The organism is Bacteroidota bacterium, assembly GCA_041658205.1.
In the GTDB taxonomy this organism is placed as follows: Bacteria; Bacteroidota; Ignavibacteria; order UBA10030; family UBA8401; genus UBA8401.
This window is the reverse complement of the sequence record JBBAAO010000001.1, coordinates 2,618,228-2,640,360: the sequence shown is the minus strand read 5'-3', so window position 1 is coordinate 2,640,360 and position 22,133 is coordinate 2,618,228. Positions and strand designations below refer to the sequence as shown.

The window sequence follows — 22,133 nt, the reverse complement described above, 5'->3', positions numbered from 1 at the left end:
TAATAATTTGAAATCAGACCGATTGATCGTGTTCATTGGCATGATCTTATTTGTAACAGCGCTGAATGTTGCAATGATATTTGCGCAAACTCCAATTTCAATTTACAATAATTTTTCCGGTACGGTAAACTACACAGTCATCGGCGGTTCGCTTCGTACTTCCGGGAACACAGTGAGCGCGACAGCACTTCGAACGACCGATACGAGCAGACTTGTGTATCCAACCAATGCAATTATTGTTGGTGCGTATTTGTATTGGGGAGGATCAGGCGCAACACCCGATAATTCCGTCACCCTTGATGGAAGTAATTCATTTACTGCAACAAGGACATTCACCGAATCAAATAACAACGGCGGTATGCGGTATTGGTTTGGTGGATTCGTTGATGTTACATCATTCGTTCAATCACAATCAAATAACCATGTATATACGTTTGGAAATTTGACGGTCGACAATACAGGAATCTATGCGTCAAGCCAATCAGCGCTTGCCAGCTGGGCGATGGTTATCGTATATCACTTAGAAACAGAAGTAAAAAAATCCATCAACATCTACGACGGTTTCAAAATATTTAAGGGCTCGCAAATTACCGTAACACCAAATAATTTTTATGTTCCGTATGCGCTTGTTCAAGGGAAGATGACGCATATAACATATGAAGGCGACAAAGAAAATTCCACGAGTCTTAGCGGATATTCCGAAGAAGTAAAATTTAATGGTACGTCGTTAACTGATGCTAATAATCCTACCAACAATCAGTTCGGTTCGCTGAGCAACAATTTCCCTGAAGATAGCACCTTTGGTTTAGATATCGATACGTACGATATTACAAGTTATCTCAGTCCGGCTGATACTCAAGCAACATCAGATTATTCTTCCGGTGGAGATCTTGTTATTCTCAACGTTGAAATTATTTCTATCGCAGACACTGCTAATTCCGATATTCGTGTCACCAAAACACATTCTGGTGGCAGTATCGTTGCCGGTACCACATTCAATTACACAATTAGCGTACAAAATTATGGTCCTGATACTACGGGAACCATAACGTTAACCGATAGTCTCCCAAGCGGATTAACATTTGTTTCAAGTACGTTTGCAGGAGCAAACGGTTACGGTTCATGGACAATCGATAGTTCGGCACGACCAAAATATGTTTGGACACACACCGGTGCACATCCAGATAGTACGACCTTACCCCCGGTAACAGTAACAGCGTACATCACGGCTGAAAATTATCCGAATCAACAGAACTCAGCGTATGCCAGCAGTCCACAATTTGACAGAAAACCTTGGAATAATACTTCGACCGATGTAGTACCGATCTTGACACCGATCTTTTTGACATCGACAAAATCGTATAGTGATCTCAATGGAGGATCAATTCGTCCCGGTGATACATTGTTATATACAATCAGCGTAGCGAATTCAGGAAATTATCCGGCTTATAATATTTCGGTCATTGATTCAATGCCTACCGGCATGCGTGTAGTTCCTTCAAGTTTTTCACCATCGGCAACATATACTGGAACTTCAACGACGGGTGAAGTGGTCACCTTCGGTACGTACGCAGGGCCAATGAATGTCAGTGGCAGTACATCATTCCAATTCAGGGCGGTACTCGATTCAACAATTCTTGGTAGTTCAACCATAACGAATGTCGCCCGCGTACGTTCGGCAACAGTTGATCAGCGCGTTACATCAACGTTTGTTCCTGTTAATGCGCCGCCGATGGATATTCAAAAGAGCCGATACAGTTCGGGTGTAGGCAGTGGCGACACAATTCGGTATTTCATGGTCGTTACAAATACTTCATCGTATGCAACGTCGACCAACACACAGGTGATTGATACCATTCCGGAACCATCCGGAACAACAGCAAACAATCCTTACTACATCACATCAAGCGCGATTCCTTCCGGCGTACTTACACAAGGACCGAATACCGGTGATCGTGACACCATTCTCACATGGAGTATTGGAACGCTCGCACCTGGAGCTGTCGATACAGTTGAATTTAAAGTCCGCATATCGAGCGGATTAGCAAATGGAACAACTGTTACCAATAAAGCGACGGTGATCAACACTCAGGGAAGCAGGGACTCAGTAGATTATTCTTTCGTTAAACAAGCCCCGGTAGTGACCATTCAAAAATATCAATATCCCCCCGGCAGCGGAACCGGAACGGGCGACACAATCCAATATTATTTAGTCATTACGAATACAGATCTGTACGGATATTCGACAAACACTCAAGTCATTGATACTATTCCAAATCCTGTCACAGCAAATACAACGAATGGAAACAGACAAAATCCATATTACTTAACCAGTGGTACTTCTCCTGCTGCGACAATAGCATCATTTGGCGGCGGTGGAGCAAATAACCTTGATACCAGTTTGACCTGGAATTTGGGAACAATGACCCCTGGGGAAATCGATACGATCAAATTTAAGATGAGAGTTCCCGGTTTTCTGGCAACCGGAACAACGATTACGAACAAAGGAACCGTTACGAATGATCAGGGAAGAAGAGATTCTTCATCGTTTGACTATAAAAAAGCAGTTTTTTATTCAGCCAAACTCACGGGAACACAATATATCCTTCCGGGTGATAGTATTTACTATTCACTCTTTGAAGCAGACACGAACAAAAATGTCAGCCTTATCGAGTCATTAACACTTCAAGATACCAACAAAGTGACATCTGAACGCGAAGGCATCCTTGTGACAGAGACTGGAGCAAACACAGGATTGTTTGCAGGAAAAATCACTACGGTGTATGGTGCTTCTGCCGGGACGAACAACAACGCTTCATTCAATGTAAAACCGGGCGACAGCATAAGAATTTCTTATATCGACAAATATGATTCCACGAGCACTAATCTGAATTCCGTTAAGAATGTTTGGAGATCGTTTGTTACGAGAGTGCTAAATGGTCACGCTGTTGCCTTGAGCGGATCTGACTCCATATTGCCCACACAGACAATTTACTACACGTTGAACGATTCTGATCTAAACAGACACAGTACTTTGATAGAATCATATTCTATCAGAGACAGTAATCAGGTGACCGGTGAAATTGAGAACTTGATCTTTACGGAAACTGGTGTCAACAGCGGAATATTCACATCAACCGTACCGACGGTTTTTGGTATTAGCGCAGGGACAAATAATGATGGAACATTTACCATTCAAAAAGGCGACACTATCACACTGAAATATTATGATAGTGTTATTGTGAATGGAACGAACGGGGGATTGAAAACATGGAAAACATATGTCAAAGGGGGTGCAACAGCCACATTAACCTCCACATCACCAGTTCATCCGGCTGACTCTATATTAATCACTATCACGGACGGAGACCTCAATGCCAATAGTGGTAATGCTGAAACATATTCCATTAAAGACAGCAGCATAACGACTGGTGAAGTTGAGACATTTACCGTTACGGAGACAGGAATCAATACCGGCATTTTTACGAAAATGCTGGCAACTCAGTTTGGATTATTTGCCGGTACAAATAATAATGGAAGCTTCAATGTAAAGAATGGCGACTCGCTTAGAGTAACATATTATGATACGTTGCTCATAACCGGAGGACCAGGTGGGAATATTATTTCCGGCACGCTGGTCATAGGAGGAGCAACTGGAACGATCAGCGCCACAACCCCTCATCATCCGGGTGACTCTCTGACTGTGACGGTGACCGATGCAGATTTAAATAGAAATACTTCTGTAGCAGAAACATATACCATCAAAGACAGCAGCATCGTTACCGGTGAAGTTGAATCGTTTGCCATTACCGAAACCGGTATCAACACCGGAATATTTATAAACAAATTAGGAACACAATTCGGATTATCTGCCGGGGCAAATAATGATGGTCGATTTAATGTACAGGCAGGCGATACACTTCGCGCAATGTATCGTGACACAATGCTTACCAATGGTGGTCCCGGAAGTTTTATATTCGGGAACAGCAAAATTCTAGGGGGAGTTAATGCTTCACTTACAGCCACTTCCCCAATATACCCATCAGACTCTCTATTAATAACGATTGTTGATAACGATCTCAACAGAGATACTAATTCCGTTCAAGTCTATTCTGTTAAAGACAGCAGCATCTCCACAGGAGAAGTAGAAACATTTCCGATCACTGAAACAGGAAACAATACCGGCATCTTTACCAAAAAACTTGGAACCCAGTTTGGATTAACAGCAGGAACAAATAATGACGGAAAATTCAATGTAAAAACCAACGATTCGCTACGCGTCACCTATATTGATACACTGCAACTGAATGGCGGAAGTGTAACTCTTTCAGCGTTTACAAAAATATTAGGTGGAGTTACAGCTACCATCACTTCAACAACACCCGTCCTGCCCGGAGATTCATTACTTATTACAGTAACTGATGCTGATCTCAATAAGAATATTACCATCGCGGAAACATATACAATAAAAGACAGCAGTATTGCCACTGGTGAAGTTGAAGTATTCGCTGTTACTGAAACCGGAGTGAACACCGGCATCTTTACCAAAAAACTGGGAACCCAATTTGGCTTGACTATCGGAACAAACAATGATGGTCGATTCAATGTAAAAGCAGCAGATACATTGCGTGCTTCCTATATAGACTCGCTGCAAAACAATGGCGGATCAGCAACGCTTGTTGCGAACACTGGAGTAATCGGTGGTGTCACTGCAGTTTTAACATCAAATCCGGTTGTTATTCCGGCAAATGATTCATCCACATTTACTCTTACCGACAACGATTTAAACAAGAATTCGGCAACAGTGCAGTCATACACGCTCACAGTGCAAAGTACTACCGGCGAGAGTGAGACGATGATATTCACTGAAACCGGAATCAATACCGGAGTTTTCACAAAAACCGTAACGACAATCTTTGGTACAACACCGGGAACAAACAATAATGAAATATTTACGGTTCAACCGGGAGATACAATTCGTGTTTCGTATCTCGATTCATTGCGTGCTCTTGGGGACACAGCAACCGTAACCGCGATATTCAGGATTGGTACGGTCACTTTTACAACATCCACGAAAACATACGTAGATGGAAACGGCGGATTTGTCAAACCTCCTGACACTCTATTATATACCGTGAAAGTGAAGAATAGCGGATCAGTCGGGGCAACGAGCATCTCCTTAAAAGACACGCTTCCGACGGATGTGACAATTTTGACAGGTACGATTTCTGGCGGCGGAAGTGCAGCAGGAAGAGTTATTTCATGGCCTCTCTTTAATCTTTCGGCAAGTGACAGTGCGACCTATCAATATCAAATCCGCGTCGATTCAACGATTGTTACTCAGACTCCTTCCATCAATAAAGCAACAATAGACGGAAATGGAATTCGGTATCAAGTAACGGCTTCGTTTACACCAGTAAATCGTCCGTTGATGACAATGAGTAAAGTGGCAAACCGGACTACCGGCAAACCAGGTGATACAGTTATGTATACAATCAATTATTCGAATACAGGTACCGCAAATGCATATGTCGTAACAGTAACTGATGCACAACCGGATAATACTACGTACGTGCCAAATTCCGTTATCATCAATTCCGTCGCGAAAAGCGATGCAGCAGATGCCGATGAGGTGGAGCTTACCGGAATTACCATACAATTGAAATTGGGAATTATTCAACCCGGAGTTTCGGGGACAGTTACGTTAAAGGTCAGAATTAATTAATAAACGATAATTTTTATACATCAATTAAAAAAATAATCAAACAACACAAAAGGAGAACAACAATGAAAAGACTATATACGCGCAGAGCAAAACCTCCACCATCCATACCGAGGATGAGTGATTCATAAAAACACACAGTTTAACAAAAAGAAAGAAGTAGCAATGAAAAACAACACAACAAATAACAAACAATACAAACAGAAAGGATTACTTATGAAAACCAAGTTATCGGTTTTTGCGGGTGCCTTTTGTGCTTTTGTCCTGTTAGGGACGACAAGTGCATTTGCATCTGGTACTCCGGCTGGTACTGAAATCAAAAACGTCGCGAAAATGACGTACAAGGATTTCGCCGGAACAAGCTATGATACGCTCTTTACTGATACCGCTCGGGTGACAGTTGAGCAAGTGGCCGGTGTTACGGTAACACCAGTCGGATCACTGAAATATTCCAGTGACAGTTTATATGTCTTCTTTCCTCACACGGTAACAAATACTGGTAATGGAACAGATACATATACTTTGGCTGCAGCAGATTCTGCAAGCTGGGGTGCTTCAATATTTTTTGATATAGATGGACAAGGTGATGTTGACGCAGCAGATACGGCAGCCGCAGCTATTACTACAACCGGTTCAATGGCGGCGGATGCAACGTATAAAATCCTTGTCCGCTTATTTGTCCCCAATGGTAAAACCAGCGGATTGCTTGATACCAATAATACCAAAGCAACATCAAGCTTTAATACTGCTGTGCTTGCCTGGGTACGTGACTCAATTAGAACAAGAGTTACGGAAATCGCGTTGACCAAAACAAATAATAACGGTACCCCCACACCTGGTCAAACGATTACCTATACGATCACTTATAACAACAGCGGCACAGGAACCGGAAAAAATGCGGAGCTCCGAGACACGTTAAATTCCAATTTAACGTTCGTCAGTGCTGTCGTAAACTCCGGGGGTGGATCAGCAACAACTACCACCGGCGGTCTTGGTGAACTAATTGTTATTTGGTCGGGAATTGGCAATAGCGGAAACGTTTATGGCGGATTGACAGGTCAATTGACAATCCAAGCAACAGTAAATGTTGGTGTTGCTGCCGGAACATCTATATCTAACCGCGCTTACATGGTCTATAATGACAGTATTGGTAATCGCACAAAGAGACCACCAGCCGGACCGACAGTTGTTGTCGTTGCAGGAAGCGGTGCGTGGGAACTTCAAGTGACAGCATTGAATAATAATTCATTTACAACCGACAATGATGATGATTCAGTACAGGTGAACCAAGGAATCTTCTTCAGAGTAAAAGTGAAGAATAATGGTAACAGAACTGACTCATTAAAATTCACTACGCGGACTTCAACAGCATCGTTCACTTGGTTCTTATTCAGAGACGTTGACTCCAATGGTGTATACCTTCATGGAACGGATACGGTGATTAAAATCGCCTCCGATACAATCGTTGTCCCGCGCGGTGGCACTGCATATTTCTTTGCGGCAGACACCTCCGGTCACATGACGGCAGATCGTATTCGCGACAGTGCATACTATCTCGTGACATCGTTAACGCTTGGTGCTTCGGACAACGGTTATCACATTACAAGAATAAAAGCACCTGTCATGACATTGACTAAATCAGTAGTTACGCAAACATCCACGTGGGGAGGTGGTACAAGATCTCGACCGGGTGATTCGCTGATTTATATCATTACATATACCAACACAGGGTCAGGTAATGGTTATTCGATTGTCGTTCTCGATAACATCCCTGCCAATACTTCTCTTATTGCCGACTCCATTAAGATAGATTACTCGACAAATGGTGGTGGTGCAACTGGAGATGGTACACACTATGTATCAAAGACAGACGCAGTTGGCGACGATATTGTAGATGTGGCAGCCGGTACCATAACGGTTACTCTTGGAACAGTTGGTCCTCGCATGACAAATGATCCGACTCATACAGGTAAGATCAGATTCTTGGTGAAGATCAATTAATGCAACACCTATTTCCGGGGCTCCCTTCAGGGGAAGGGGGCTCTGGAGATATTTTTTTCGTGAAAAATTTCATTAAACATATTACCCAGTACTTCTTGCTCAGCGGATTGATGATCGCTCTGAGTTCGCAGACCTATGCACAGACGTCCGGCGGAACTCGAATCGATAACGTCAGTTCGGCAATTGTGCATTATCTGAACGGAAGTCAGGATACAGTGAAAAGCAACATGGCTAGTATTGTTGTGGAGAAGTGGGGAGCACTTTTATTGAATAAAACAGTGTCACGTGATAGTGTCCATGCGCGTGATACTGTTTTATTTAAGATTGTCGTGGGATATAATGGAAACCTGAGTGCGGCACAAGTAGTTATCACCGATACAGTTCCTACTCACTTTAGAATTATCAGCTCATCAAAAGGAACAGTCAATGGAAATATAGTTACATGGAACGCAGGAACCATTTCTGCTCCAACACCAGATTCTGTAATAATCACTACTGTTGTGACCTCGCCATTTGGCGGTCAGTTCAATACAACCAATACAGCGTATGCTATTGACAGTGTGGGAATCAGAACAACTTCAAGCGCAATAGTTCATTTAGATATTTTACAGACAGAATCGTGCAAACTGAAGATTGAAAAGTCCACCGACAAAATTATTGGAAACGGTCAGCAATGGGCAGTGATTCGAGCCAATATTACCGATTCGATTGGTGTACCGAAACCGGACGGAACACCGGTATTCTTTAAGGCAGATCTTGGTGTGTTCTCCAATGGTAAAGATTCCGTTACGAAATTCTCCTTAAATGGTTTTGTAGCAGATTCACTCAATGCAAATCTTTCATCGGGATCCATTGTGAAAGCGAAAGTGACTGTTCAATTATTGAGTGTATGCGATTTGTCGGATACGATCAATGTAGAGTTTTATCCAGGAGCAATCACCGGCGTGGTACTGGATCATTCTACAAAAACATTCTATAAGAATGCGTATGTCCGGTTAATCGATTCCGTACAAAATGTATTGATTGACATCGATACAACAAAGGCCGACGGAAAATTCTTCATGTTCGTTCCGAAAACAGGTGTGTATCGTGTTGATGTTTCTGCAGCAGATAAATTTGCATTGAATAATACAGTCACAACATTTGTCAATGTGGACATTAAAGGGGATGTTGCTCGAATCGTTCCCAATAAAAATTCGATTTCTGGAACAGTCTACTACTGGATCAACAATACACCAATCTATATTCCAAACATGCCGATCGAACTGTTCGATATCACGAACGGCGATAACAGATCGAACAAAGATGCGGAAGCAAAAAGCATCGCAACTGTCTTGAAAACAACCACCGACTCGCGCGGAGTTTATGAATTTGAGGATATTAAACCGGGCAAATACAGAGTGCTGCTTGGCGCTTCTGAATTAAATGGTGCTTCATCAATCATCATTCCAGAACAGGGATATTACATCCTTAATGGAAATATCCCGGTTGAATTAACCGTGACACCAACGTTTGAAAAGAGCGGAACGCCGACAGTAGTTCTTGGCGATACCATTGAGTATCAGATGAGGGTAAGAAATATTAATGCATTTGCGGTAACCAATAGCGTCGTAACCGACACACTGTTGAATGATGTTGAATACATCAGTTCAACAAACAACGGAACGTATAATTCGGCGGTACATTCAGTACGATGGTCAATTGGAAATGTCGATTCATCGTATAAAAATGTTCTTTCAGTGAAAGTTCGTGTGAAAAACAGTACGCCAGCGTCACTTCTTGTAAACCGAGCAACACTTTCGGCGTCGGAAATTTTCCCAATTATCGATACTGCAGCAACAGTTATTATGCGAAACCCATTATTGGCGATTGTAAAAACAGCCAATAAAGATTCAGCAGCAATCGGTGATACAATGCAATACCGCATTGTTGTTAAGAATATCGGCGACACTCCATTGACAAATGTTTCCATGGTGGACACTGTCGATGCGCAGAAATTCATCGTCTTATTGGTATCGTCGAATGCCACATTGCAGAACAATATTGTTTCAATGGCGCGCGATACGCTTGCGGTTGGTGACAGCGCCGTTGTTACTATCCGTGTTCGCGTTCGAGAAAGTGCATTGTTTGGATTCGTGAACAGGGCATTTGCTCAATCACAGTTGACACCGGTCCAGTCTTCAACAGTGGTGACACTGTGGAAGCAGACAATTGGTCCAAATGTCGCGAACTTTATCCTGAGCAAATTCGTGTCGAAAGATACGGCAGTGAACGGCGATACTGTCAAGTATACTATTCGGATCAAAAATAACGGCAGTAAAATCCTAACAAATGTTGTTGTCATCGATACATTGCCGAAGCAGCTGACAAAAAACACAGTGCTCTATAATAATGGTACGATAGATAACAATATCGTAACCTATTTCGCCGGAACGCTTGCCGTTGATGCAACAGATTCCGTCGTGGTCGTATCGGTCGTGGCCGGAAGTCCGTACATTCCTGAAAGAGTTACCAACACTGCGTATGCAAAGTCCAATGAAGTTCCATTCCAGACTGCGCAGGCTAAATTCGTTTCGTTAATCGGCAAACTTGATCGGTTGCTGCTCAATATTAGTGTCTCATCACCGACAGTGTTTACCGGTGATTCGTTAAGTTATGTCTTGCGCATTACGAACGTTTCAAATCGTAAGTTGACCAATGTGATTGTCCGCGATCCGGTTCCGTTCCAACTTGAAAACATCCGGGTTGAAAATCCGAATTCGACGGCTCGTTCAGCAGCCAAGATCACTATTGTGCCGATGAGAAAATCCGGAATAGCCGAAAGCGATACACTCCGATTGGACGGATCAGTAGCGATTTATAAAAAAGATACCATCGATGTGGGTGAAGTTGATTCGTTTTATGTAAAAACGACGGTTCGATTGGATCGTCCGAATTTTGAATTGATTTTGAATACCGGCTATGCCACAACGAATGAAACAGAGCAGATTATTGCGCAAGCAGTGACGCTTGTTGAACCACGCACAAACAAAAACTTCCAATTGCAATTGGAGAAGAGAGTATCAAAAGATACTGTCCATATCGGTGACACAATGTCTTATGTGATTCACTTTAAGAATATCACCGGAGGGCCGTTGACGAAGATTAGTATTGTTGATACGCTTCCGGTGCAGATTATTAATCCTCGGGTCAGCGGCAGTGCTAAAGTGGAAAACAATATTGTTACCTACGAAGTCGGTTTCCTTGGACCGAACAAAGAAGATTCGATTATTGTGATCGGTCAATTAGATCCGTACGGCGTTCATGACGGTGAGTTGGTGTTGAATTATGCGTTTGCACGAGCATTCCAGATTGAAGAACAAACAGCGTTTGCCATCTTCACGGCAAAGACAGATCCGGCATGCCGCATTGAAGTGATTGCAACGCCAGAGAAAATTATTGGCAATGGCAAATCGAAAGCATTCATTCAAGTTAACTTGACCAACACGCTTGGATATCCAAAACCGGATGGAACGCCGGTTGTAATGACCACTACCGTTGGTCAATTTACCAATGGTCAATCGATGCGTGTGTTGTATTCCAAAGACGGTAAAGCATCGGATTCATTGCGCGCAACTATTGCAGGAAATAATCTCATAAAGGCAATGGCCATTGCTTCAGCAGATGACGGCCAGGGTTGTAAAGCGAAAGATACAGTCGAGATCGTATTCTTCCCGGGTGCTATCGAAGGAACAGTAATCGATCATCGAACACAATCACCTGTGAAGGGTGCAATCGTTCGTGCATACTCCAAAACAACCGATTCATTGGCCGGTGAAGTTATTACAAAAGAAGATGGATATTACCTGATTGCTGTGACAAAAACAGACAGCTTCCGTGTTTTGATCACCACTGTCAATGAGTTCGGACGACAAATTACGGTGGAAACCGAAGTAAAAGTAAGTGTATCCGGCGGTGGTGATCTTCCAACACCAAACCAAAATTCTGTTTCCGGTGCAGTGTACTATCTTGTTTCACACGAACCGATTCCGGCTGCGAATCTTTCCATTTATTTACAAAGCGTTACACCGTCACCAAAATCGAATGTCGACATCAGTATTTCTAATAATGTGGCAACGATTGATTCTGTATTAACAGATTCAGCGGGAACATATAAGTTTGACAGAATTCCGGCAGGGCGATTTATAGTATTGCTCAATCATCCGACTATTAAAAATTCCGTGGAATTGACAAACTCCGGTAATGGCCAATATGTAATTAATGCGAATATTTCCGTTGTATTAAATCCCAACATCGTGTTCGATAAGAGCGGTCCATCACGCGTTGCGTTGTCCGATACAGCAACGTACAAGATCAATGTTGGTAATACCGGAAATCTTTCCACAACAAACACAATCGTTATTGATTCGCTGCATTGGGCAATGAAATTCATTAGTGCAACAGGCGGCGGCGTTTATCAGCCAGCCTCACACCGTATTGTATGGAACATTGGAAAACTCGATTCTCTTGTGAATCGTGAATATGATGTCACAGTTCGCTTTGTTGACACACTAAAAAACAGCACTCCTTCATTGAACCGTGCGAGCGTTACAACCAATCAGACAACATTGATGAGGGATTCGGTTCCGACTCTATTGTTCTTGCCGCCGACCATGAAAATGTGGAAAGTATCAAATGTTCATCAGGCAAATCCCGGTGATACGGTAGTGTATTCCATTAAAATGCAAAATCGTTCGGGTTCATTTGGCGATAGTATTGCGGTGACGGATAAACTTCCGACGCAGGTGCAATATCTTAAATCAAACGTTCAGTATTTCCGTTCAGCACCGCAGTCTGTCATGAATGACACTGTGGAGTATAACAGTGCATCTCATTCAATATTCTGGAAACGAGACACGATGTTTGTAGGCGATTCAGTAACAATTAATTTGATCACGCGCGTTCGCACCAATCTGGAACCGGGCGATCATACCTATACAAACGTTGCCGGTGTAACATGGAAGGGTGGATCGCTAACATCCGATCAAGATTCATTAAGCAATACCATGGTGCGCTCTTCAGTTTCATATTTGAAAGTAACGAAACAGGCATTGCGTAAAGTGCTCGAAATAGGTGATATCGCAACGTATCTCGTTCGCGTAACAAATATGAGTGCGGTAAATTATGCACGTGATATTCAATTGGTGGATAAGATTCCGTTCGGCTTCCGATATATGAACGGTTCTTCGGTGATTGACACAATGAAAGTGTCCGATCCGACTGGCAGAAAAGAATTGTTCTGGCTGTTGAAAGATTCCTTGGCACCAAGTGCGTCAGTTCAGATCGTCTATCGTTTGGTGGTTGGTGCGGGTGCTGTTGAAGGAAATGGTATCAATACGGCTCGTGCGTATGGTATCTCGCATTTCGGAGCTCAGATGGCATCTGCTGAGGTTCAAGAACAAGTAGAGATTCGTCGTGGTGTATTTACAACGCATGGTTTAATCATCGGAAAAGTCTTCTATGATGACAATCGCAATAAATACCAAGATTCATTGGAATATGGTGTAAAGGGAATTGAATTAATGATGGAAGATGGAACCAGAATCATCACCGGTGACGATGGTAAGTATTCCATACCGGATGTACTGCCGGGCGAACATGTGATCCGCGTTCGCACACATACGCTTCCAAAAAATTCATCTTTGGAAATGGGTTATAATGATTTTGCAAAAGATTCAACGTCACGATTTGTCAACCTGACTGAATCCGGTATTGCTCGCGTAGATTTCTATCTTGCTCGCAATATCTCCCGTCCGGATTCGTTAGTGTTAAGCCAGGCGATCGCAAAAATTGGAGACTTCTCAATTCAGCGCATTTCTTCGCCGCGCAATATCGTCTTTATTGAAGATAAACGGTTAGCGTCAATGAAGCTGACCGGCTTGAATTTTGAAGTTGGTAAAGCAATTTTAAAACCCGAAGCGTTTGTCACGTTAAAACAGCTTGCGGATGTGTTGCGCGAATATCCGGATCAACCGCTGATAATTGCCGGTCATACCGATTCGATGAAGATTGCTACGGCTGAATTCCCGAATAACGGGGTTCTTTCTATGGCACGTGCAATGTCCGTAAAGTCGTACCTTGTGGAAAAAGAAGGAATCAATGTCGATCGTATCCGCATTGAAGGACATGGTGAAACAAGACCGGTAGCAACCAATAAATCGATCGATGGCCGCTCGCTGAACCGTCGTGTAGAATTCTACTTTACACCGACAACAGAAGAAAAACAGATTACGGAAATGCCGGTGTCAATTGAAATACCGATTGAGTATACAGGAACGGAGAATATTACGAAGGTTGATTTCCGTGATATTCTTAATCCGTCGTTCAAATATGTTGAAGGAAGTGCGATGTTTGCGGATTCCACGGTAACACCGCGGATCAATGGAAACGAACTGCATTGGACATTAACGAATCTTGGTCCAAACTTTAAATATAAACTTCGTTATACAGTAATGGTACAACGTCCGGAACGGTACGAAGCAACAGAAATACAATCGACATCTACATCTATTTGTTATTTTGTTGGGGATAGCGCCTTACATTGTATCGATTCATTGATCACAACAAATGAAGTCGCAATTGCGGTTCGCGGCCGTGCAGTAAATTTTGTTATGTCGGGTGTCTTGTTTGATGTTGGCAAAGCAACGTTGCGCAGCACAGCATTAACGTCATTAGAAACAACGGCGAAATTCTTGAAGGAAGATCTTTCGTCAACGGCATTAATTGAAGGTCATACGGATTCTTCACCGATCAAGACGAAAGAGTTCCCATCGAACATCGAATTGTCGCAGGCACGAGCCAACACGATTAAACAAAAATTGATTGCTCATTATGGTATAGCACCGGAACGGTTGAAGACGATTGGTTACGGCGAGTTCCGTCCATTGGCATCCAACTATACAATAGAGGGCAAACAAGTAAATCGGCGAATTGAATTAAGAATATTACGGAGTGAGTTTGCGCAAAAAGTATTGCTCGAAGGTGGAGTTGATTCATCGAAGCTGGTTGTAGAAACACTGCTTCCGAAAAACGCTCCTCAGGGAATAGATTCAATGATGCGAGATAAATCAAAAGAACGGTATATTCTAAAACTTGATGTTCGTCGCAAAGTAAAACGCAACACCGTCTCAACAATAATTTTGGATACCGTGCCGGCAGGATTGCAACTGGTTCCGTACTCTGTCACTTCCGTGCACGGAGTTGATAGTGTAAATGTCAGTGGAAAAGTGCTGAAGATATATTGTTCTAAAACGGATAGTACCATCCAACTCTATTATATTGCAGAAGTATCGGATGATGGAAAAGAAGAAGCAACAATATTTCATGATTATACCGTAATCAAAAAACAAACCGATGGATCAATCATTGAAGAAAAAGCAAAAGCATCATCTATTGAAATTCGAAAGAAACAAATGCTGGTACGAAATCAACGATAATGAATAGACACTCCACATATTGGATATTGGCGCTGCTGTTCTTGAGCAGTTTTGCTGCCGCTCAATTGCAGATTATTACGCCTGGACAGGATAGTACTGTGAGTACACTTCTTCGACAGGTTGTGACCGCACAATCAGTTTCCGGATTCGACGCAGAACTTTATGTCAATGGGAAATTTGCGTTAAAGCGGACAGTGCGCATTGATGGTATTGTCGATTTCATTAACGTTGAGGTACCGCAAGGGCCGGTGCAGTTTGAAGTTCGCATCCTCAATCCTGATGGGACCGTTGCGTTTTCTGAAAATCGGTTTATGCATATCCTCGGCAGTCCGTACAAGATAGATCTGCAGCTCGAAAAAGATTTTGTTGAAGCGAATGGCAGATCAACGATTAAAGCTTCCGCAAAAGTTTTCGATCAATGGGGTTACGCTATTCCGAATGAAATATCCGTTACTGTTTCAGCAGATAGCGGCAGTATCTCAACTCCGGATGCCGATTCTTCGCAGCGAGGTGTTCAGATAGCTGTTGTCAATGGAGTGGCAGAATTTGAATACCAAGCGGGAACAGAAGCAGGGTTCTCGAAGATTTACGCCCAAATAGCGCAAATATCGGTAGGAAAAGAGATTAATCTTAATACTCCTAAAGAACCATTCACTCTAGTCGGCCTAGCCCAAGGTTCAACCGGTTTGTATTCTGCTAAAGGTAACAGATCGCAATTGATCGATGATCGATCTTTCCCAAGCGGTTTGACCACCGATGGAAGATTGGCGCTTTATGCGCGTGGGACGCTGTATGAAGAGTATTTGTTGACTGCTTCACTGGATTCGGATAGAAAGAATCGCGGTCGATACTTTAAAGAACTCGATCCGGATTATCTCTATTCTATTTATGGCGACAATAGTATGTTGTTCTACGACATTCAAACGAACAGAAATCTTTTTGTCAAATTGGAAAAGAATCAAACGTACGGTCTGTTCGGTGATTATAACACGGACTTAACAGGACAAGAATTTATATCATACAATCGTACGCTGAATGGTTTAAAATTCGGACATCGCGATAAAAAATGGAGACTCACCGGGTTTGGATCACTCACGGATCGCCGAGCAACACAAATAGAATTGCGCGGACAAGGTTTATCTGGATTTTACGATCTTGGATATACGGATATTACTCCGGGAACGGAAAAGATCCGTATTGAAACACGAGACCGTTTCCATTCTGAAGTATTGTTGAAAGTCGAATTTAAAAACCGTTTCAGCGATTATGATATTGATTACACACAAGGTACTGTTTTCTTCAAACAACCGGTACCGGCTGTGGATAATGATGGAAATCCTGTCTATATCATGGTTTCATTTGAGGCGAAAACCGGTGCAGCAATGTCATACATTGCCGGTGCACGAGCGGAACATCAATTCAATGAAAGTTTCTCCGTAGGATTCACCGGGGTTACGGAAGAGCAATCCCCGAGCAATTTTACCATGTTGGGAACCGATGTGAAATACTCGTTCAGTTCACTGCTTGCTCTCAGTGGTGAATTTGCTCGTTCATCTACAATTGCAGGTTCCGGCTTAGCATATAAATTCAATGCCACCAGTCTGCCTATAGACGGTGTGCGATTGAATAGTTATTACCGAAGAGTGGAAAGCGGATTTACCAATGAAACACAGATTGGCGGCCGCCGCGAACTCGGAACAACCAAATACGGCGTTAGCGGTGATTATGCAATTTCTTCATCTACAAAAGCGATCTCCGAATTCTATCAAACCCATCAAATAAATTCTACTGGCGGAACAAATGATGTTACTTCAGTCTCTGCCGGTGTTGAACAAAAAATTGCGGCCGGATTTACCGGACAGTTCAAAATTGAAGATGTTCGTTATGACGGAACGGATCCCGATACGTCGAAACCATTCTTAGCGACACATTCCACTCTCGGATCGGCAAAATTGGATTATGCCTACAGTCAAAAATTAACTCTTTCCGGTTTGCACGAACGAAATCTTGGATCATCACCAGAATTGACCAGACCGAATGCTTCTTCTATTATTGGTGAGTATAAAGTAAGCAATGATCTATCGTTAAGTGCACAGGAGAAATTCTACGAGGATGGAGGCATGATGTCCACCCTTGGGTTTTCAACTAATCTTCTGGAAAATACGCAGGCCTACGGAAAATACGAAATTGGAAATGCAATTGGTGCATATCAAAACCAAATTAGCATTGGGTTAAAGAATAAGATTGCAGTGACAGAAGATCTTGCCGGTTATCTTGGCTATGAAAAAACAAAAGCACTCGGACAGCGTGTCGGTGAAGCATCAACACAAGACCATTCGGCATATTCCGCTGCATTAGAATATTTGCCGAAACTTCCATTGAAAGTTTCTACGAAAGTTGAATTTGGTCAGAATGTCAATGCGGATAGGACGAACTTCACGTTTGCAGGAGATTACCGTTTTGAACGAGACTTCAGTATGATTGTGAAATATCGTGGTGCAAATGAAAGTGCCCGGCAAAATTCCAGCTATCGCGATCTTGAACACCTCATCACCGGACTTGCTTACCGGCCTGTTGACGAGAACTGGCTGAACGTGATTGCGAAATACGAAGTGAAGTCTGATAAGAACCATTATATTGCACCGTTTATTGATTATAACACATCCATTATTTCTATCCACTCTTTCATTGAGCCGATTCAAAAACTTGAGTTTGGATTGAAATACGCGTACAAAGCATCAACAGAGAATTCAGTCAGTTTTGGAGCTACAACCAATACAAACTTCTATCTGCTCCGGGCAGAATATGACATTACGGAAGATTTGAATGCCGGTGCAGAATATCGTCTGTTGCATCAGCTTGAAGCTGGGGATAAACTTAATGGCTATAGTTTAGATGCCGGTTATGTAGTGTATCGCAATGTGAGGCTAACAGTCGGGTATAATTTCAAAGGATACAAAGAGCAAGATCTGATTGATTACACGTTATGGTCGAGAGGCCCGTTTATCCGAATGAGTTTCAAGTTTTCTGAAGAGTTGTTTGGTTGGTAATATTTGAACATATGCTCAATAAAAAAGGACGCTAAAAGCGTCCTTTTTTATTATTGTTGTGCCGAGGAAGGGAAGTGAAGGTCTACTTTTTAAACATTCGGCATTTTACAGAAATATTAATTTTACTGAGGGTTTTCAAAAAATTGCTCGATTCGGATCCAATATCTTCCCTCAGTTTCCCTGCTGTTCCTCCAAAAGTGGACACGAATTGGACACATTTTTCGTTTATCGTACCACAGTTGATTGAAGTCAATATACTTTGTTTCAAAGAATTTTGCAATTGCAGACAACCGAAATTCTCTAACGTTTCTTAGACTGAACCAAAAGAAGAGCACAACACCTTCTATGTTTTTGTCCGATCCGATATGCTCATGAAGGCATCCTTACGGCCTTCAATGCTTTCAAACGCCATTCCTCTAAGGTCGAGGGCAAGCAGGAGTGCTCCGTGGCTTATAGCTCTTCCAGACAGCTTTTCAACAACCTTCAGCATCCTTTCAGTTGTTCCCCAGTGCCTGTTGATCCCTTTGCGAAACTTTAAATCCAAGCCATCAAGAATCAAAATGGATTCAACAAAATCATTCAATCTCGTTGATAATAAGATTTTCTTTTGACCGAACAGCCCATGTTTGAGATCGATGTTGGTAGCAAAACCATCGTCTATTATATCTGAAAGCATGCGTGATTGTAGTAACAACTCAAAATCTTTATCGAGAAGATTACTTCTCAATATTCCACTAATAGTATTCATTTCTTCTCTCCCTGTGATAATTCAGTTGTAGGTGGTGTAGGTGTGTATGCTATTCCAAAAACTTACTAATTAATAGCCATAGTAATTATACTGAATGTTTGAAATTCACATACACCACATACACCAATACTGTAAACATTGATCAAATCTCGGTGTATGTGAAAAATTTCCACCTACACCAACTGACTTTCACATACACCTCGGTCAGCTACTTCCTGCCACCTGCTCCCAGCTCCTCCGGTACCGGGACGGTGGTAGGTGGTGCTTGGTTGCTAGTTGCAAGTGTCTTCGTATAATATTCAAGCTCTGGTAGTTCAATAATTGCGTACTGCATCCCCCGTTTCACACGCTTTGATTCGAATCCAGCTCTTTTCAATGCAGTTCCAAAATCTCTTGCACTGTTTTTATTGACTGGAAACTTAAAAATGAAATTCGCATACAGTGCTATTTCTGTACCAGATTTCCATTTGCAGGTGCCGGTGTTGATTTCCTCATTTGTCGCCGGTCGAACCATTTTTTCAACCAGTTCATCTTCGGTTGCACGAACAGTGAATTGTTCATTCGATGTATTCACAGTATCAATCTCATTTGTGTTAAACCAGTATTGGAAGTTATTCTTATACAAATAGTACGCTTGTGCATGGACTTTATTCATATCAATGGGGGAATCAATATCTATAGATTCAATTTCATAGGTCAAAAACCGTCTTGTTCCTGTTTCATCATTTAAAAATTCACGCCGATTAATGGATCCAACGAATGAGGCACGTCTGATAAGATTCTCCGCAATTCTGCCGTATGGCCTTCTAACATGGATGTGCTGCAATGTCATAATTGACTTCAGCGAACCAAGTTCTCCCTTTTTGAGGGTCTCTAATTCATCGAGATTAATCAAAAAGCATTCTGAAAGGTGGATAAGGGTATCCTTGTTGTCAGGATTAATTGTACCGACAAATTTATATCGGTCCAGAATTTTAGGAACAAATCGATTTAGCCATGTTGTCTTGTATCTTCCTTGAGGACCGACAAGTATTAGTGCGTTGTGATTTGTAATTTCAGGGTTTATTGCACATCCAACAGCATTCACCATCCATTTTTTCAAATGTTGGACGAACTGTTTCTTGTGTTCATTCTGTTTGGTCGCATCTGAGCCTTCCGGATATCGTAGCGTTACTGTCTCTGAAAGATTCTCGATATAATCAGTTTTCTCATCCCATTTTGGTAATGAGGAATAGTATTCAAGGAATGGATCGTATATTGGTACAAAATCTGAACGTAATAAACTCGCCAGAACGTCCAGCCCAATTTTAATATGATATCGTTGAAGCTGTCGATATAAAGAATTTAAATGGACATCGGTGATCTCTTCATACTGGGTACTGCCAATCTTTCGGTATTCAGTTTTGCTGGTGATAATATTTAAACGGAATTCGTATCGATTGCTAAGATGTTCTTCAGCTTTTGATATCGTGGTTGATCCGAATCCTTCACTAGCTAGGGCTGCAGCGGCTTTCTGATAATCCCCTCCATGACCGAGTTGAGTGAATATGCTGAAAGGTGTATGATATTTATTCGCTTCAAGAGGATGGGCATTCGTACTATACACGGCGAATAATGGAATCTCATCTTTTTTCCCAGAAATAAGCAGTGCGCTCACCCCAATTGTCTTACCTGGTCTGCGCCAGTATTCCCCGCGATCATTTTTTCCAACACTTTTCCATCCATTTTTCCGCAGCACTGGTTTTATATCACCGCGTATGTTAAAATCGTCGCCAGGACGTTTATCGAACCCATCCAAATTGATTGGTGCATTAATAATATCTTCTTCTTTGAGGACTTCGTTGAAGGATCTCGCCGTATTTAAAAGAATATCTCTTTCCTCTTTTGTAATGATCGGAATATTCTCAAACGAACCATGTATAATTTTATATCCAATCGAAGGAGCACACATAAAATAGCCACCTTCACCTCTAGTTTCTATCAAGGTTTTTGGCCCTGCTTTTATTCCTGCTGTCTTTGGTGATTCAATTTCCTCTAATGTAGGCAAACGCATTGCCAACTTTTGATTTCGCTCTATAACATTAGATTTATAAACAAGATGGAAACCATTACTTATTGATTTTTCAAGTACGAGTTTGTCTATCAGACCAGGGGAGAGAGATTCTACAATGGAGCTGAACCGTAAAAACAAAGACATATTTTCTATATTATATTTTTCATCGAAATCTAGTAGCTCAAGACCATTTGATATTTTACCGCAGATAATGCCGACCTGAATATTTGGACGCATATACCACCGTCTAATTTCTTCAGATGATGCAATAGTTTGTTGTAATGGAATCCATGATGCTATTCCAGAAGGTTTCTTTTCAGGTAGTTCGAGTGGGAGGACTGATAAGCCAGCAGCAGCGTATGCTATTGCGGCATTTTCAGTATTTATTAGCGGGAGATTGTTATCATTCGCTTTTAATTCATTATTGTCCTGTAGATTGTTCATTGATGTTATCTTTCTGTGATTTAGGGGTTTCTTCCATACCAATGTGTTCACGGATATGGTTTAGTACTGCTTTGTTCTCGGAGAGCTCGGCTACCACTGAATACCCGATATTTGTTTCGATGAAATGTTTTAAGGTGTTTCTCAAAACGGTTTCATCGCCAACTTGAGCTTGCAAGTTGTTGTTCTCAATGTAATAACGGAATGCTTTGACAAATGGCAAACCATAGATTCTGATGTTGGATATCCAGCTCCCTAATTTTAATGATTTTGGTTCTGAGGAGTTTATTGATTGTTTTATTAATGTAGCTGGCTCACCCAGGATATCAGCAATTTTATTAATCAAGTTATCATTCAATGGCCGCTTTCCTCGTTCAAGGTTGGAAAAATGTCCTTGGGAGATGCCCAATTGATTGGCAAGGTCAGTCATCCGAATTGATTTTGATTTTCTTATCTCAGTAAGGTTCATAGTGTTTCCTTTGTTGTACAACCAATAGTACATTTTGTTTAAAGCACTTCAGCCGAAGGGATCTGTATTTCGGATTGAAATGATTTTAGGAGAATTGTTGCGATGATGGGAAGCAGTGACAGATGATATCTGGGTTTGCTTTTCTATATACCTTACTGTATGAAATATTTTTCA

The 22,133-nt window shown here is 41.9% G+C and carries 7 protein-coding genes; 4 read left to right on the top strand and 3 right to left on the bottom strand.

Annotated elements, in window-relative coordinates; all coding sequences use genetic code 11:
* The first annotated feature begins 7 nt into the window (after window positions 1-7).
* The 4 genes from WDA22_10855 to WDA22_10840 all read left to right on the top strand — a co-directional run bounded on the left by WDA22_10855 (window position 8) and on the right by WDA22_10840 (window position 18,248).
* On the top strand, window positions 8-5,725 hold the full coding sequence (locus WDA22_10855) for a hypothetical protein (GenBank protein ID MFA5833962.1): 5,718 nt from the start codon (window positions 8-10) through the stop codon (window positions 5,723-5,725).
* 213 nt (window positions 5,726-5,938) lie between these two features.
* Window positions 5,939-7,723 (top strand): isopeptide-forming domain-containing fimbrial protein, encoded by a 1,785-nt coding sequence (locus WDA22_10850; protein ID MFA5833961.1) that lies wholly within the window; start codon window positions 5,939-5,941, stop codon window positions 7,721-7,723.
* Window positions 7,723-15,198 (top strand): OmpA family protein, encoded by a 7,476-nt coding sequence (locus WDA22_10845; protein ID MFA5833960.1) that lies wholly within the window; start codon window positions 7,723-7,725, stop codon window positions 15,196-15,198. Before WDA22_10850 ends, WDA22_10845 begins: the two co-directional genes overlap by 1 nt.
* Complete coding sequence (locus WDA22_10840; protein MFA5833959.1) at window positions 15,198-18,248, top strand: Ig-like domain-containing protein; 3,051 nt, start codon at window positions 15,198-15,200, stop codon at window positions 18,246-18,248. Before WDA22_10845 ends, WDA22_10840 begins: the two co-directional genes overlap by 1 nt.
* Window positions 18,249-18,591: 343 nt before the next feature.
* On the opposite strand, the gene WDA22_10835 is transcribed toward WDA22_10840, so the two are convergent.
* From WDA22_10835 to WDA22_10825, 3 genes are all read right to left on the bottom strand, one after another.
* On the bottom strand, window positions 18,592-18,996 hold the full coding sequence (locus WDA22_10835) for a hypothetical protein (protein ID MFA5833958.1): 405 nt from the start codon (window positions 18,994-18,996) through the stop codon (window positions 18,592-18,594).
* A gap of 208 nt (window positions 18,997-19,204) precedes the next feature.
* Window positions 19,205-21,493: a VapE domain-containing protein gene (locus WDA22_10830; GenBank protein ID MFA5833957.1), complete on the bottom strand. Its 2,289-nt coding sequence runs from the start codon at window positions 21,491-21,493 to the stop codon at window positions 19,205-19,207.
* Window positions 21,471-21,959: a helix-turn-helix transcriptional regulator gene (locus WDA22_10825; protein MFA5833956.1), complete on the bottom strand. Its 489-nt coding sequence runs from the start codon at window positions 21,957-21,959 to the stop codon at window positions 21,471-21,473. The genes WDA22_10830 and WDA22_10825 overlap by 23 nt, the downstream gene beginning before the upstream one ends.
* Between the last annotated feature and the right edge of the window lie 174 nt (window positions 21,960-22,133).

Excerpts from the sequence above, each read along its gene's own strand:
- WDA22_10845 (MFA5833960.1), top strand. The coding sequence starts at position 7,723 with ATGCAACACCTATTTCCGGGGCTCCCTTCAGGGGAAGGGGGCTCTGGA.
- WDA22_10840 (MFA5833959.1), top strand. The coding sequence starts at position 15,198 with ATGAATAGACACTCCACATATTGGATATTGGCGCTGCTGTTCTTGAGC.
- WDA22_10830 (MFA5833957.1), bottom strand. The coding sequence starts at position 21,493 with ATGAACAATCTACAGGACAATAATGAATTAAAAGCGAATGATAACAAT.
- WDA22_10825 (MFA5833956.1), bottom strand. The coding sequence starts at position 21,959 with ATGAACCTTACTGAGATAAGAAAATCAAAATCAATTCGGATGACTGAC.
- WDA22_10835 (MFA5833958.1), bottom strand. The coding sequence starts at position 18,996 with ATGAATACTATTAGTGGAATATTGAGAAGTAATCTTCTCGATAAAGAT.
- WDA22_10850 (MFA5833961.1), top strand. The coding sequence starts at position 5,939 with ATGAAAACCAAGTTATCGGTTTTTGCGGGTGCCTTTTGTGCTTTTGTC.